This is a genomic window from Streptomyces tamarix (assembly GCF_032423885.1).
Classification (GTDB): Bacteria; Actinomycetota; Actinomycetes; order Streptomycetales; family Streptomycetaceae; genus Streptomyces; species Streptomyces tamarix.
The window spans coordinates 24,325-38,473 of sequence record NZ_JAWCTQ010000035.1 but is presented as its reverse complement, the minus strand read 5'-3'; the positions used below and the strand labels follow the sequence as shown (position 1 = coordinate 38,473).

The window sequence follows — 14,149 nt, the reverse complement described above, 5'->3', positions numbered from 1 at the left end:
GCTGTGCCCGCGTCACGTGGCACCCGCCTTCGGCTATGCAGCGATCTCGGTGCGGAGCTGGACCAGAGCACGGGTGGCGGCGTCGTGAGTGTCGGGCAGCCTGCCAACGGCGGTGCGCTGGACGCGCTGGAGCTGGTGCGGGAGGCGCTGGGCCTGGGCTTCGCGTACGGCCGTGGTCAGGAGCTGCGTAGCACCGTGGCTGTCGCCGGCGAGGAGGCGGACGCGGCCGGTGGTGATGAGTTCGATGACACGCCATTGGGGTGCGACCGTGACGGTCGGGGCGGGCGGGGCGGACTCAGCATGCCGTATCGCGTCGCGGGTGCGGCCGGTGGAGATGAGGCCGCGAAGGCGGATCTCGTAGAGGGCGATGGGGTTGACGAGGCTGGTGTGCTCGACCGTGTCGAGGAACTGGTGGGCTTCGCGGACGGCATGGTCGAACAGCGCCGCGTTGCCGAGGGCGCCGGCGGCACGGGCCAGGAGCGGCAGTACCGCGGCTCGCTCCTCGGTACTGGGGGCGGTGGCCGCGGCCTGGGTGAGCCGGTCGACGGCCGCGCCGAGCAGGCCCGCCTTGCGCAGCTCATTGCCGTGCATGCGCAGGGCGGTGGTGGTCAGGGCCCGGTCGTCGAAGGCGCGGACGACGTCCAGGCTCTTGGCGGTCCAGTGCGCGGCGGTGGCCAGCCGTTCCTCGGGCAGCACGTTGCCCAGGGCCGTCCCGAGACTCAGCCGGGCGTGCGCAAGGAGCCGAAGGACGTCCCGCTCGGTGCTTCCGTCCTGGGCGCGGGCTTCCAGACGGGCGACGAGCGGCCACAGTTCGGCGACGGCTTCGGCCGCTCGCCCGCACTGGCGGGCGACCTCGGCGAGCCGCACGGTGGAGGTGCCGAACTGGATCATCGCCCGGTGGTCGGTGTCGGCCGGGTCGGTGACGCCCAGGACGTGCGGGGGCAGAGCGAGCCGCTCGGCAACGTGACGCAGGCTGCCGACATCGCTCAGATGCCGTTTGCCCAGTTCCAGGGCCGAGATGTACGTCTTGTCGTAGCCCAGGAGCTCGCTGGCCTCCAGCTGGCTGGTGCCGTGGACGTGCCGGTAGTACCTCAGGATCGAAGCCAGGTCACGCGTGGCGAGGACGGCCTGTGCCTCCGGTGTCGCCCAGCGCCAGGAGACCAGCCGAGCCGACCGGCGCGGGGTCGACCCGGAAGCAGAGGTGAAGGTGTCCATGCCGGGTCACCTTCCGGGGTGGTCGTACCAGGCCGCGATCGACTGCTTGTACCCCTCGGGCATGGTCAGGTCATCGACCTCGTGCCGGTGGAAGAGTCCGATCTCCTTGTGCTCGTGGCTCAGCACCGGCACACGGTCGGGGGACAGGACCGTGCAGCCGTAGGTGACGATCAGGACCCGGCGGCCGGGAATCGGCTCGTAGATCCAGGTCCCGCCGTCGAGCAAAGGCCCCGCCTTCACCGTCCAGCCGCTCTCCTCGGCCACCTCGCGCTCCAGCGCCGCGTCCGGGCTCCCGTCGGCTGGCGCCGATCCATTGCCCGCAGGGCCGATCTCCAGCCGGCCGCCCGGCAGTTCCCACTCACCACGCTCGTTGTGCAGGAGCAGTACACGTTCGCGGGGATCGAGGGCAACGCCCTTGATCGACACCGGCCACAACGACGGCTTGTACATGGGCTGTCCCTGAAACGTGAGCGCGGACATGGCCTTCGGAACGTAGCACCCGCCCGCAGGACGGAGCCGGGCTTGCCGCATTTGTCCGGGTCGACAGTTTGTCGCTTTACACCCTCCGTCGGCCGTCCGGACGCTGGGTGTCCAGCTCGCCCCCAGAGGAGCACGTCGATGACGACACCTTCGCTCACCTTGTTCGAGACACATGTCCTCCCCTTCGCTACCGGTTCCGGCCGGACCCGCGCCGTAATGGAGCGCCTGCGGACGCGGGGTATCGCCACCGTCGAGGGCCTGGGCACCCGAGCCGAAGTCCTCGCATTCGCCCGGCAGGTGATGACGTTGGTGCCGCACCCCGACAGCGACCCGGACGGGCTGACCACCATCCGTGACAGAGGTGCCGCCTCCCGCCGATCCGGGCTGGCGGGGCTGGGCTCCGGGGAACTCCTCGCGCACACCGAACGCTCCAGCCTCCCCCGCCCACCCCGTTTGATGCTCCTGGTCTGCCAGCAGCCCGCAATCTCCGGCGGGGAGGTGCTCCTGACCGACGGCCGCGCCCTCCATGCCTTCCTCGCCGAACACGCGCCGCAGGCCCTGGCGATGATGGTCCTGCCCGGCACCGCGTTCTACGGCGACGGCGGCGGACATCCCTCCCAGATCTTCACCCGCCACCGCGACGCACGGATCTCCATCCGCCTGCGTCAGGATGCCCTCGCCGCATTCAGCCCACTGATCACCGGACACCTGCCCCACCTCCGTGCGGCGATCGACGCCCTTCAGCAGCGCATCACGCTCGACACCGGGCAGGGGTACCTGATCGACAACAGCCGCTGGCTCCACGCCCGCACCGGCTTCTGCGGCGATCGTGTGTGCGTACGCGCCCTGGGCAACCCCCGAACCCGGATGGCCCCCGGCTTCCCCGTCCTAGCCCCTATGGTCGACGTTGCGCTGGACGACGTTCCCGGTGGTCTTCCCACGCCGGCGCTCAGCGGTCGAACCGCTGCCGTGGACCCATCCGTACGACGCGGCTTCGCTGCTGGTACAGGCCCCAGTCGCTCCGTCCGGTTCAGAACTACCGGGAGGAGTGCGGCGTGGCCTTCGACGTCGTACTAACTGACCGTCTCTGGCCGAAATGGCCTTGCACTTCCTCCCTCGCTACGAAGGGCCGTTCGAGCCTGCGGTGCCGTTCCCCGGTCTCCGTACCGCCGATGTGCTCACGCCCGGCAATTAACAGATCTCCCTGCACAAAGCCGTGCCGCCTGTCACCTGGTCATGCCTGCGCACTTCGAAGAGGACGCGATGACAACAACCACCGCACAACCGTCCCGAAACCCTCCTCACGGCTCCCGGCTGATGGAGGTCTCTTTCCCCATCGCTCCGCGCGCGATCGGCACGCCGCCGGTGCCGCAGGATGCCGCCTGCGTGGGGAAGATCCGCAAGGAGAGCCGAACCTGCCTGGGCGCCTGCGGCCTGTCCCACTTGATCGAGGACGTGTGCCTCGTCGTCTCCGAGCTGGTGACGAACGCGCTCGTGCACAGCGGAGGGACCGAGATCACCCTGACGCTGGAGCTTCGCGGCGACTTCCTGAAGGTCACGGTCCGCGACGGAACCCCGACCCGTCCGGCGCCCCGCGCGCCGAAGATGGGTGAGGAGAGTGGCCGCGGCCTGCACCTCGTGGAGGCGATCGTCCACCAGCACGAGGGGAGCTGGGGTGCCAGCGACTGCGGTGCGGTGACCTGGTGCGTCCTGTCCGCCCGAGATGCGGCATGAGGGGCACCGTGGTAGTCGACGCCGGCCCGGTAGCCGTCTCGGGGGCGCGGAGGCCGTAGACACGGGTGGCCTTGTGTACGGCGGCATTTCCTCGTCGCCGTGCTGGGGCCATCCGTGGGTGGGCTCCTCTTCCCACCTCTCCGTAGGGCGACCGGTCCGGCCGCGGCTAGTGCCCGCCGGAAGGGAGGAGTGAGAGCAGCAAGCTCTGCTCTCCCGACCGCCGTGGTCGTGGCGTTGCCCCGCGGTGGCCGGTCCACCCGCCTATCACCACTACACGTAGACGATCATCTTCTGAGGAGTCATGACCTCCACCCTTTTCCTACCGCGTGAGGGCCGACGGCGTCGTCGGCACGCCACCGGCAGCACCGCGCCCCGCCCCCGCATGACCGTGTTCGCCTCGACCGTGGGCACGGGCGCGGTGGCCTCGGCGGCGTGGGCCGTCCAGGCGGCCGGGCTCCTGCCCTGGCAACTGTGCGTCCTGGTCGTGGGCATCGGGTGGGTGGGGGTGGTGGTGTGGGGCTGGCGACGCGCCGGCGCCGCGGAGCGCATTCTGTGCGCCCAGCAGGCGGAGCGTCGTGGCCAGGTGGGAGCGCTGGAACAGCTGCTGCGTCTCCTGGCCGAGGGCAGGGCGGCTGTCGCGGAAGCGGTGGGCCGGGCGGAGGCGGGCGAGGTGGGGCCCGGGCTGCCGAAGACGGTCGACGGGTCTGTCCTGCCCGATGGCTTCGCGTCGGTCGCGGACGCGATCGTGGCCGCGCTGGGTGAGGCGGTAGGGGCCGTCTTCCGGGTGGCGGCCGACGAGCGGCGCCGTACGGACGCCGAGCGGGAGCAGGCCGAGATGGCACGGGGGTTCGCCTCCCGGATGTATGCCCTGGTTGAGCGTGCGACCGCCGCGATCGACGAGGTCGAGTCGGCCATCGAAGACCCTGATCTCCTGGCCAGGGTGTTCCACGTGGACCACCTGCCGATCCGGATCAGGCGCCGGGCCGAAGGGCTGGCCATCTTGGGCGGGCACCGCCTGTCGCCGCTGCGGGAGGCGCCGTCGCTGTCGCTGTCGACCGTGCTGCGCCTGGCCCTGCAGGAGGTCGAGCGCTACCAGCGGGTGGTGATCCACCGGCCCGCTCCGGATGTGGCCCTGCCCGCCTACGCCGCGCCCGGGGTGGTGCACCTGCTGGCCGAGTTGATCGACAACGCGACGTCCTTTTCCCCGTCCGACACGCCGGTGGTGGTTCGGGCTGCAACGGCGGCGGGCGGGGCGGAAGTAACGGTCGAGGACCTCGGGGTGGGGATCAAGCCGGGCTCCTTGGAGGCGGTGAACCGGCTGATCGCCGACCCGTACGCCGCTTCCGTGCACGAGCACGTGGTGTCCGGCCGTATCGGTCTGGCCGTCGTGGGCCGCCTGGCCGCCCAGTACAACCTGCACGTCGCCCTCCACCCACGGCCCGAGAGCGGCATCCAGGCACGAGTCCTGCTGCCCGACCACCTGCTTCTCGCCCCGACACCGCCCGCGCCTCTCCCCCGTGCCCTCACCGAGCCTGCCCCCGCGTCGGCACGTCGACCGGCCCGACCGGTCGCCGCCGCGGTCGGTGCGACGACACCGGCCGGGCTCCCCCGCCGAACCCCCGCCCCGACACACTCGACCGCCGGTGGCGAACACCCGGTCACTGCCGCTGGTACTCCCTGTCCGCGCTCAACCAGCTCGTCCACGTCGCCGATTCCGGCCGCGCGGGCCGATAAGCGCCGCCCGGCCCGGTCTCGCCGGCAGCGGCATCGAGCGTCTCTTCCCTTCTCCCCCTTCTTCGTCCGGCTCTTCGCGCCGGCACCGAGCGAGATCATGATCATTCACGTTCACCGACGCGGCGCCGACGCCGCCGCTGCCCTCGCCGACGCGCTCGGCCGCCCGGTCAGCAAGGACGAGGGCCTGACCACCGAGCCCGGCGGCGACGTGGTGGCCCACTGGAACCAGCTGGACTACTACACCGACGAGCACAGAGTCTGGACCACGCCAGAGTGGGCGGAGCACCTCGCCGACCCGCTGCTGGAGCACCCCTTCGTCTCCGGCCCGGACGACGACCGGCGGGCGATCCTCCACCTGACCGTGCGGCTGCACCCGCTCGACCGGGAGCTCTCACCGGCCGAGTGGTCCGAGATCGGCCACCGGATCGCGCGGATGGCGGGGCTCGCGCCGCCCGGCGACGAGCGGGCGTGCCGCTGGATCGCGGTGCGGGACAAGCCCGACCGCATGGACGTGATCGCCAACCTCATCCGTCTCGACGGCGCCTGGGCCAGCACGCCTCACCGTCTCGCGCAGGTCCTGGACGCGGAAGCTCGGCGCATCGAGGCCGACCTCCTCCTCCGCGTACGCCACCCCTCGGTGGAGGACAAGCCCACCGGGCTCGCCCCGGCACCGGCCGCCGCACCGCCGCTCGTGCCGGCCGCGACCAGCCCGCTCGCGGGAATCTTGAGACAGCTCGCGGCCGAGCAGGCCGGGCCGATCGCGACGGTGCGGAAACTGATCGAGCAGGTCGGCAGGCAGGCGGCAGCCCTGCCCGGACACCAGACCGCCGCTGCGGGACGCGACCTGTTCTGGGCGGCCCGCCGTCTCCACGGTGTGCAAGAACACCTCGGGGAGATCGCCACCCGCCTGAACCCGCCCCTCCCACCAGCGCCCGAGCGGGCAGCCCTGCCCGTGACGGCGCCCGCCTCCTCCGCAGCGGTGACGCGGTGAGCATGCCGGACACGAGCGCCGGGCGGACCGTGACCATCACCCGCGCCCAGGACACCGGGCAGATCATCGCCCGCGGCGGTGACGGTCCGGCCCACGGCATCCTGGAACGCACCTTCTTCCTGCGCGAGGCGCACGGCACCACCTGGCACCGGCTGTCGCCCACGATCAAGCCCGAGGAAGAACCGCATGTGACCCGCCTCGCCGTCGAACGGCTCCAGGGCGCCGGGTACGGCGTGGTGGCCGATGCGGAGTTCGCCTCCCCGCTCCTGGGTTTTCAGTACGTGACCACGGGCCGGTCCATCGCCAACCTCGCCGTACGCGTCCGCGAAGCGTCCTCCGCCGCCGAGGCGTCCGACCTGCTGGAAGAGGTGACCGCCGCCCACGACGGCATCCTCGCCTTCCTCGACCAGATGCTGCACGCGCTCGCCGACGTCTACGACCGCCTCGGCGGCCCCGCGGACCGTCATTCCGCGGCCCGCATGCGCTACCTGGCCGCGCACCGGCTCGGCACCATCAGCGCCGACCTGCTGCACACGCGCGCCGAACTGGCCGACCGCAGCGCCCAGCCCTCCCGGTCGGGGCCGGCCGGCCCCGTGCCCGCCCCACCGGCCGCGCCAGCGCCTACCGCCTCCGGACGGATCCGATGACCCCCGCCCCTTCTTCGAGGAACCCATGCCCGCCCCCCGCGCCCTGCCCGTCGACGGCCGCGACCTGGAGTCGTTCGCCACCATCCTCTCCGAGGAACTCCCCGGCACCTGGACCGTCACCCACCACTCACACCAGCACCACCAGGCCCAGCTCGCGCACGCCAAAGACGTCTGGGACCTCAACCTGGTCAGCGAAGCCATCGCCGAGTTCGCCTTGGGCGAGGACGCCCACCTCACCCGCGACGACGGCACCCGCCTGTACGTCATCGTCCGCCCGCTGCACGACGAGGAGTTCCTCGTCGCCGCCATGGCGCCCGCCGGCATCGCCCCGGAGGCGTTCGCCGGGGTCCGCGAGCCCGACGGGATCGTCGTCCCCGGCGCCCCCGAGCGGGCCGCCCGCGCCGTCGCCGCCGACCTCCTGCCCCGCTACGACATCGCCCTCGCCCAGGTCCGGCACAACGCGATGAACCCTCCCCAGCCCGTTCCCGCCCCCGGCGCGAAGCCGGAGCAGGTGGTGATGACCTGGCGCGACGACGGCACCCTCGCGGCCGTCACGGGCGCACGCCCCGCAGCCGAGATCCTGGTCGCCGAAGGGTTCGTGTGGGAGACATCGTCGAACGCGTACGTCCTCTCCGGCGACGACACCCAGACCCAGGCCCACGCGGTCCAGGACGCGGGCGCCCGCCTCGCCCGGCTCGGCATCGGCACCGTGCTGCGCGCCGCCACCCGCCCGACCGCCGACACCACGGTGCCGGCACCGCCGCCCGGTGCCCGAAGCACCGCGCGCGCCCGGTGACCGGCACCCCCCGCCACCCCGCGCGCTCCCAGGAACCCCTCGTCGGCACTCCGGCCGGCCGCCCGCGTGTTCCCCCGCTCGATGCCGCTCTCAGGCCCCGGCTCGCCGCCTTCCTGCTGCGCCGCTACCTGCGCGATGTCGTCGTCCAGGCCGCGGGTCCCGACCGGCACCGGCCCGCCGTATCGCCGCTTCAGTCCCCCGCCGACGCCCAGGCCGCCCCCATCCACCGCCACACCCGCTGACCGCCGTCGTGGGTACGGCACAGCACTCCCTGGACCACCCATGCCCCCGCCCGTCACCACCGCTACCCTCGCCGACAGCATCACCCAGCAGCTCGACCAGCTCTCCGAGCACTTGGCCCAGGCCGGCCCGCAGCAGGCCGCGCAGATCCTGCTGAAGGTCCTGAACGCCGAGGACGGCGTCCTGGGCAGGTTGTCGGCCCTGATCGTCACCGGCACCTACGTCACCAAGCACCACACCCAAAGGGGTGCGTTCCCTGCGGAGATGTGGCTGGCGCTGGGCCGCACCGCCAACACGCTGCACGACCTCGCCCTCGATCTCGACGAGCACCAGGAGGTCTTCGAAGAAATCGCGACGCAGCGTGCGACAGCCGCATCCGCCGCGGTACCGCCGCAGGCCACCGCGCTGGTGGCACGCGGGAGGCACCGGTGAGCAGGCGGCAGCAGCGGTGGACCGGCTGGGGCCAGGCCCAGCAGCACTACCTGATCGAACCCCGCCACCTCGCCGGCGGCGGAGACCTGCGGCACGTCACGGAGTACCTGCGCGCCTCCGGGTGGAAGGACACCACCCGCCGCACCGGAGCCGTCTTCGCCTTCGACTCCCCCGACCAGCTGGTGCGCGTCGCCTACCGGCCACCGGGCGGATGGCAGATCCGCGGAGCCGCTCAGGGACATCAGCCGGCCTGGCAGGTCACCCTCACTCCGCAGACCCCGGTGGAGATCGTCGCCGGGGTCACCGACGCCCTGACCAAACCGCGCTCCGCCCACGCCCCGGACGTGTGGGCCCCGCTCGCCACGCACCGCTGGAACACCGAGCCCGGCCAGCCCTACACCGCCACCAGCCCGAACCGGGACGCGTTCGTGCAGTACGTCACCGGCGAACACGACCAGCAGCACTGGTGGGTCGGGGCCCGGAACGAGTTCGGCCCCGTCTGGAACGCGCAGGCCACGGCGAGCACCCCGCTGCACCTGATGCAGGCGCTGACCACGGCCTTGGCCGACCCGGAGCCGGTGATGCGCCCGCGCGGACACGTCCCGCTCAGCAACCGCATCCGCACCACCTCCGTCTCCGTGCTCCCCGACCAGCTCACCGCCTGGCAGCGGGCCCGCATCACCGCCGCCCGCACCGCCGCCTGGGGCCGCACCTGGACCTCATCCCGCAGCCGTACCGCGCCGGCCGCGCCCCGTTACGCAAGGACCCGATGAAGCGCCTCGCCCCTTCCTCCCCCAACCAGCAGACCCACCTGCCCCTGGAGCTCGCCCATCCCGACGCCCGAGAGACCGCCTGGAGGTTCCTTCCCACCAGGGGCATCAACCAGTGGCAGATCGGCTTCGCAGCGGAGACACCAGTGGAGGTCACTGCCGGGGCGGCGCCGTGACCATAAGCCCGGCCCAGCGGGCCTCCTACGCCAACGACCACCACACGAAGATCCCGTTCGCCACCGCGCCCCGGCACCTCGCCGGCCCCGGGGATCCCCGCCACGTCACCCACGCGCTGCTCGCCGGCGGCTGGAGCCTCACCTCCGCGCCGGGAGACCCCCGGACCGTCCTGACCGGTACCGACCAGGCCCACCAGTTGGTGCTCGACCCGTTCTCCAACGACTCGTGCTGGCGGCTCCATTCGGCCGACTGGTCGTGGGACGCGTCGTTCGACCGGATGGTGCCGGTCGAGATCATCGCCGGAGTCACCGACCGCCTCGTCGACGGCCCGCGCCGCGGCGACATCGGCCCGTGGGAACGCATGGCGCAGGCGGGCTGGGCGGTGGAGCGCCGCCCCGACAAAACCGGCGAGGCCCTCTCCCCCGGCCCCTACCCCGTGCGGGCCGAGCTCCGGCCGATCAGCGAGGAGGAACCGGACCGGTGCGTCTGGCGCATCGAGGCCCTGCCCGAGTACGGCGGCCCGCGCATCTGGCACATCTGGATCAGCGGTCCCGTTCCCGAGCACCTCCTGTCCGGCCTCGTCGAGCAGCTCGTCTCCCCCGCGCCCGTCCTGCGCCGGATGTTCGATCTCACTCACTACGGTGCCCGGCAGATCCCGAGCCCGCTGAGTCCCGAGCAGGCGGTCGAAGCCCACTTCGACCGCGTCGACGCCACCCAGCAGCGGGCCCGCGCCCGGCGCCGCACGCGGCTCAAAACGGCTCTCCCCGCCCCGGCCACTCCGCCCGCGGCCCCCGCCCCGGCGTCGCCTGCTCCGGCCGCCGCCCGCCGCTGACCGGGCGAACAACCCCACCGACCGGCACCTGAAGGACCCGACATCCCCGCACTCCCCGACTTCCACCGCGCCGCGCTGGAGCAGCTCAGCCGCTTCCTGCGCGAGAGCCAGAAGATCCTCATCGCCTGGGAGGTGTACTCCGAGGAGCACACCGGCCTCGACGGCTGGCCCTACGACCAGCACGCCTACGACCTGCGCGCCGCCCAGCGCACGGCCGGCGTCGCCGCCGCGTTCGACACCGTCCGCGACGCCGCGCACCACCTCCTGGCCACCGCCGAGGCGCAGCTCGTCGCGCTGCCCGCCCGCACGGTGCAAAGCCGGTGGACCTGGCAGCTCGGCACGCTGCACGACGCGCTCACCCGGCTCGACTCCCTGCACGAGGAGTGGCTGGAGACCCGCGACAACCTGCCCCTCAACGCCCGTGCGGGCACCGACGCCTACGACGACGCGCTCGCCGCCCACCACGCCCGGGCGTGGAGCTGCCTGTACGACTGGGCCACCCACGGCCAGGCCATCCTCGACATCCACGCCGCCGCCCGCCGCGCTCCCTCCACCTCGGCCCCGTGCACCGCTGCCCTGAAGGCCGCGCCCCGCGTTACGGCCGGCCCGCGGCCCGTCGCCGGCACGCACACGACCACGACGGCCGCCCCCGGAAGGGGACGGTGAGCATGGGCATCTCCCTCTTCGTCTCGCCCCGCCACTTCGCCGGTCCCGGCGACCCGCAGTGGGTCACCGTGCCCCTGCACCGCGCCTGCGGCTGGAGCTACGGCCACGACCCCCTGGCGCCGCGCGTGCTTCTGTCCGGTCCCGGCCAGAAGGCGCTCCTGCGGTTGCAACCCGAACCCGAACCCGACCGACAGTGGTGGACGCTGCGGCATGCCGCCGCCCCCGACCGGCCCGCCTGGTACGCGAGCTTCGGCGCCCGTACCCCGGTCGAGATCATCGCGGCCGTCACCGACACCCTGACCGACCCGGCGGACCCGGCGGACCCGGCTGCGGACACCGATCCGTACGGGCCGCTCCTTGAGGCCGGCTAGACGCTCGCACCCGGCCGGGACGGGCTCATCTCCTCCGACGGCAAGGCGCACGTCGAGCACGTGGTCACCGACGCCTCCGACCACTGGGTCGCCACCACCACGCTGCACCAGGGCCCGGTGTGGCAGGCCCGCTTCGGCCAGCACACCCCGCCGCACCTGATCGCCGCGTTCACCCGGGCGCTCGCCGACCCCAGCCCCCTGCTGCGCGAGGGCCTCCCGTCGAGCATCCCGGCCTACGGCACCAGGCTCGTCACCCTCACCTCCCGGGAGGTTCCCGCCGTGCAGGTCGCCTCCGCGCTGGAAGACCGCGTCCGCGCTCTCGCCGCCCGCCGCGCCGCCCCGCCGACGTCCCCGTCGCCTCCGCGGCGTCCCCCGTCCAGCCCGGGCCGCACCCGCTGACCACCGCCCCCATTCCCCTTACGGAACAGTTCCTTTGTCCCAGCCCAGCTCCTCGTCCGACGACATAGCCTTCAAGATCCTCCTCGGCGTGCTCGCCGTCGTCGTCCCTCTGTCCCACCTCGCCTGGCTGTCCGGCAACATCACCGCCTGGGTCACCGGCAGTGGCTCCTGGGCGCCGTACCAGCCAACCGCCGCCCTGCTCCACCCCGACCGGCTGTGGCCGCAGGCCGGGGAGATGTCCCTGCTGATCGGCGCCCGCATCGTCCCCGTCGCCGTCCTGCTCGCCCTCGGCGCCGCGGTCGGCGTGGTGTGGTCCCGCCGCAGAACGAGCGGCGGCGGCCGGAAGAAGAAGATCAGCGGGATGGCCAAGGCGAAGGACGTCGAACCGCTGCTGGCCAAGGCGATCACCGCCAAGGCCCGCTCCCTGCGGCCGAGCCTGAAGACCGCCACGCACATCGACGCCCGCGACACCGGCCTCCTCCTGGGCAACCTCCAGGGCACCCGCCACGAGGTCCGCATGGGCTACGAGGACGTCGCCGTCGCGATCATGGCCCCGCGTTCCGGCAAGACCACCTCGTTGGCGATTCCCTCGATCCTCAACGCGCCCGGCCCGGTCCTGCTGACCTCCAGCAAGGCCGCCGGTGACGCCTACACCGCGACCATCGACGCCCGGGCGGCGGTGGGACGGGTGTGGTCGATGGACCCGCAGCAAATCGCCCACGCGGCCCGGGAGATGTGGTGGAACCCCCTCGCCGACGCCAAGACGCTGGACGGCGCCGGCCGCCTGGCCGGGCACTTCCTCGCCGCCTCGGTGGACGCCTCCCAGCAGGGCGACTTCTGGTCCAAGGCCGGATCCAACATCCTGTCCCAGTTGTTCCTGGCCGCCGCGCTGGACGAGCGGCCGATCACCGACGTGATGCGGTGGCTCGCCTTCCCCGCCGACCGCACCCCGCTGGACATCCTGCGCGACCATGGCTTCACCGCGGTCGCCGCCCAGCTCAAGGGCACCGTGGAAGGCCCACCGGAGACACGGGACGGCATCTACGAAACGGCCCGACAGTACGCCGCCGCGCTGCTGAACAGCGAGATCGCCGCGTGGGTCACCCCGCAGAAGAACGTCCCCGAGTTCAAGCCGAGTCAGTTCGTCACCTCCACCGACACCCTCTACCTGCTGTCGAAGGACGGCGGCGGCGGAGCGAGCGCGCTGATCGCGGCGTGTGCGGACTCCGTGATGCGGGCCGCGACCGCCCAGGCCGAACGCGCCGGCGGGCGCCTGGATCCGCCGATGCTCGCGATCCTCGACGAGGCCGCCAACGTGTGCAAGATCAGCGACTTGCCGGACCTGTACTCCCACCTCGGCTCCCGCGGGATCATCCCGATCACGATCCTGCAGTCCTACCGCCAGGGTCAGAAGGTGTGGGGGGACGCCGGGATGGACGCCATGTGGGCCGCCTCGACCGTGAAGGTGATCGGCTCCGGTATCGATGACCCGGACTTCGCCGACAAGCTCTCCCGGCTGATCGGTGACCACGACGTGGAGACCACCTCCACCTCGCACTCGGAGTCCGGGAAGTCGACTTCGGTGTCGATGCGGCAGGAGCGGATTCTGCCCGCCGACGCGATCCGCGCCCTGCCCAAGGGCACCGCGCTGTGTTTCGCCACCGGTCTGCGCGCCGCCATGCTCGACCTGCGCCCCTGGTACCTCGAACCCGGCGCCGCCGAGCTGTCCGCCGCCTCCAAGCGCGCCTCCGACGCCATCACCGCCCGCGCGGTCGCCAAGCACGCACCCCCGCAGTCCGAATCCGGGACGGCCGCGTGAACCGGACGCACCTGCACCTGGTGCCGGTCCGCTCCCGGCAGGCGAAGGACTTCGTCCGCGCCTGGCACCGCCACCACCCGCCCCCGGCCGGGCAGGTCTTCTCCGTCGGCGTCGCGGACGAGTCGGGGCCGAGCGGGTACTCGGCCTGCATCCAGCGCAGGCAGTTGACGATGGCCTCGTGGGACACAGCCACCCCCTTGGGCCGGCCGGTGGATCCCGAGGTGTAGATGAAGTAGGCGGTGTTTGACGGGCGGGGCGGGGGCCACTCCGTCCCGTCGGCCGCCAACCCGTCCTGTTCCGACATCCGCCGGACGTCCTCGCCGTCCAGCGTCAGCACGGGCTGTGCGTCCTCGATCATCTCCCGTGTCCACTCGGTGGGCAGCAGTGGATCGATCGGAAGGTATGCGGCGCCTATCCTGTGCACCGCGTAGAGGGCGACCAGCAGCTCCACGAATCGCGGCACCGCGACCGCCACGATCGTGTCGGGTCCCACCCCTTGGCCGGAGCAGCCGCGCCACCCGCCCGGCCTTGGCGTCCAGCTCGACGTACGTGAGCGATACGTCGGCGTAGACGAGCGCGACGGCGCCAGGGGTACGGGCCGCCTGGGCCGCGAACAGATCGGGCAGGGTCTCTGCCCATGTCGTGAGCCGCGGTGTCGCTCATGACGTCACTTCTCATCATTGTCGAACTGGGCGTCGGAGCGGGCCGGCACCGACGAGGCCCGGGAGAGCGGATCAGCCGGGTTGCTCTGCCGGGGGCGGGCAACCTCGGGTGCGGCTTCACCGGGGTACAGCGCAGTGCCCGGCTCCTCCAGAGGCCGGCCCGGTCCGCTTCCGCAGCCCTCTC

At 72.5% G+C, this 14,149-nt stretch carries 17 protein-coding genes; 14 read left to right on the top strand and 3 right to left on the bottom strand.

Annotated elements, in window-relative coordinates; all coding sequences use genetic code 11:
- Positions 1-33: 33 nt before the first annotated feature.
- Together RND61_RS23710 and RND61_RS23705 are read right to left on the bottom strand one after the other, a co-directional pair.
- On the bottom strand, positions 34-1,215 hold the full coding sequence (locus RND61_RS23710) for a helix-turn-helix domain-containing protein (RefSeq protein ID WP_315880088.1): 1,182 nt from the start codon (positions 1,213-1,215) through the stop codon (positions 34-36).
- Between the two features lie 6 nt (positions 1,216-1,221).
- Positions 1,222-1,695 carry an NUDIX hydrolase gene (locus RND61_RS23705; RefSeq protein WP_315880087.1) on the bottom strand — a complete coding sequence of 158 codons (474 nt, stop codon included), beginning with the start codon at positions 1,693-1,695 and terminating at the stop codon, positions 1,222-1,224.
- A 138-nt stretch (positions 1,696-1,833) separates the two neighbouring features.
- Here RND61_RS23705 and RND61_RS23700 point away from each other — a divergent pair, with 138 nt between their 5' ends.
- The 14 genes from RND61_RS23700 to RND61_RS23635 all read left to right on the top strand — a co-directional run bounded on the left by RND61_RS23700 (position 1,834) and on the right by RND61_RS23635 (position 13,303).
- Entirely contained in the window at positions 1,834-2,772 is a 939-nt protein-coding gene (locus tag RND61_RS23700) for a TauD/TfdA family dioxygenase (RefSeq protein ID WP_315880086.1), read from the top strand.
- A 240-nt stretch (positions 2,773-3,012) separates the two neighbouring features.
- Positions 3,013-3,429, top strand: coding sequence for an ATP-binding protein (locus tag RND61_RS23695; RefSeq protein WP_315880085.1), 417 nt, complete (start codon positions 3,013-3,015; stop codon positions 3,427-3,429).
- Positions 3,430-3,730: 301 nt separating this feature from the next.
- Positions 3,731-6,154: a sensor histidine kinase gene (locus RND61_RS23690; RefSeq protein WP_315880084.1), complete on the top strand. Its 2,424-nt coding sequence runs from the start codon at positions 3,731-3,733 to the stop codon at positions 6,152-6,154.
- Between the two features lie 2 nt (positions 6,155-6,156).
- Positions 6,157-6,801, top strand: a complete 645-nt coding sequence (locus RND61_RS23685; protein ID WP_315880083.1) for a hypothetical protein — start codon at positions 6,157-6,159, stop codon at positions 6,799-6,801.
- Between the two features lie 25 nt (positions 6,802-6,826).
- Positions 6,827-7,597: a hypothetical protein gene (locus tag RND61_RS23680; RefSeq protein ID WP_315880082.1), complete on the top strand. Its 771-nt coding sequence runs from the start codon at positions 6,827-6,829 to the stop codon at positions 7,595-7,597.
- On the top strand, positions 7,594-7,839 hold the full coding sequence (locus RND61_RS23675) for a hypothetical protein (RefSeq protein WP_315880081.1): 246 nt from the start codon (positions 7,594-7,596) through the stop codon (positions 7,837-7,839). The genes RND61_RS23680 and RND61_RS23675 overlap by 4 nt, the downstream gene beginning before the upstream one ends.
- A gap of 40 nt (positions 7,840-7,879) precedes the next feature.
- Complete coding sequence (locus RND61_RS23670) at positions 7,880-8,269, top strand: hypothetical protein (protein ID WP_315880080.1); 390 nt, start codon at positions 7,880-7,882, stop codon at positions 8,267-8,269.
- Positions 8,266-9,042, top strand: a complete 777-nt coding sequence (locus RND61_RS23665) for a DUF317 domain-containing protein (protein ID WP_315880079.1) — start codon at positions 8,266-8,268, stop codon at positions 9,040-9,042. The genes RND61_RS23670 and RND61_RS23665 overlap by 4 nt, the downstream gene beginning before the upstream one ends.
- Entirely contained in the window at positions 9,039-9,215 is a 177-nt protein-coding gene (locus RND61_RS23660; protein ID WP_315880078.1) for a hypothetical protein, read from the top strand. The genes RND61_RS23665 and RND61_RS23660 overlap by 4 nt, the downstream gene beginning before the upstream one ends.
- Positions 9,212-10,048 (top strand): DUF317 domain-containing protein, encoded by an 837-nt coding sequence (locus RND61_RS23655; protein ID WP_315880077.1) that lies wholly within the window; start codon positions 9,212-9,214, stop codon positions 10,046-10,048. Before RND61_RS23660 ends, RND61_RS23655 begins: the two co-directional genes overlap by 4 nt.
- A gap of 132 nt (positions 10,049-10,180) precedes the next feature.
- On the top strand, positions 10,181-10,714 hold the full coding sequence (locus RND61_RS23650) for a hypothetical protein (RefSeq protein ID WP_315880076.1): 534 nt from the start codon (positions 10,181-10,183) through the stop codon (positions 10,712-10,714).
- 2 nt (positions 10,715-10,716) lie between these two features.
- Entirely contained in the window at positions 10,717-11,085 is a 369-nt protein-coding gene (locus tag RND61_RS23645; RefSeq protein WP_315880075.1) for a DUF317 domain-containing protein, read from the top strand.
- A 60-nt stretch (positions 11,086-11,145) separates the two neighbouring features.
- Positions 11,146-11,484 (top strand): DUF317 domain-containing protein, encoded by a 339-nt coding sequence (locus tag RND61_RS23640; protein ID WP_391653993.1) that lies wholly within the window; start codon positions 11,146-11,148, stop codon positions 11,482-11,484.
- Positions 11,485-11,518: 34 nt separating this feature from the next.
- Positions 11,519-13,303, top strand: a complete 1,785-nt coding sequence (locus RND61_RS23635) for a type IV secretory system conjugative DNA transfer family protein (protein WP_315880074.1) — start codon at positions 11,519-11,521, stop codon at positions 13,301-13,303.
- On the opposite strand, the gene RND61_RS32740 is transcribed toward RND61_RS23635, so the two are convergent.
- Positions 13,242-13,754 carry an AMP-binding protein gene (locus tag RND61_RS32740; protein ID WP_391654009.1) on the bottom strand — a complete coding sequence of 171 codons (513 nt, stop codon included), beginning with the start codon at positions 13,752-13,754 and terminating at the stop codon, positions 13,242-13,244. The genes RND61_RS23635 and RND61_RS32740 overlap by 62 nt on opposite strands.
- Positions 13,755-14,149 lie beyond the last annotated feature (395 nt).

What these genes read in the sequence shown, in the direction of transcription:
- RND61_RS23710 (WP_315880088.1), bottom strand. Translation starts at nt 1,215, where the DNA reads ATGGACACCTTCACCTCTGCTTCCGGGTCGACCCCGCGCCGGTCGGCT.
- RND61_RS23705 (WP_315880087.1), bottom strand. Translation starts at nt 1,695, where the DNA reads ATGTCCGCGCTCACGTTTCAGGGACAGCCCATGTACAAGCCGTCGTTG.
- RND61_RS23700 (WP_315880086.1), top strand. Translation starts at nt 1,834, where the DNA reads ATGACGACACCTTCGCTCACCTTGTTCGAGACACATGTCCTCCCCTTC.
- RND61_RS23695 (WP_315880085.1), top strand. Translation starts at nt 3,013, where the DNA reads ATGGAGGTCTCTTTCCCCATCGCTCCGCGCGCGATCGGCACGCCGCCG.
- RND61_RS23690 (WP_315880084.1), top strand. Translation starts at nt 3,731, where the DNA reads ATGACCTCCACCCTTTTCCTACCGCGTGAGGGCCGACGGCGTCGTCGG.
- RND61_RS23685 (WP_315880083.1), top strand. Translation starts at nt 6,157, where the DNA reads ATGCCGGACACGAGCGCCGGGCGGACCGTGACCATCACCCGCGCCCAG.
- RND61_RS23680 (WP_315880082.1), top strand. Translation starts at nt 6,827, where the DNA reads ATGCCCGCCCCCCGCGCCCTGCCCGTCGACGGCCGCGACCTGGAGTCG.
- RND61_RS23670 (WP_315880080.1), top strand. Translation starts at nt 7,880, where the DNA reads ATGCCCCCGCCCGTCACCACCGCTACCCTCGCCGACAGCATCACCCAG.
- RND61_RS23660 (WP_315880078.1), top strand. Translation starts at nt 9,039, where the DNA reads ATGAAGCGCCTCGCCCCTTCCTCCCCCAACCAGCAGACCCACCTGCCC.
- RND61_RS23645 (WP_315880075.1), top strand. Translation starts at nt 10,717, where the DNA reads ATGGGCATCTCCCTCTTCGTCTCGCCCCGCCACTTCGCCGGTCCCGGC.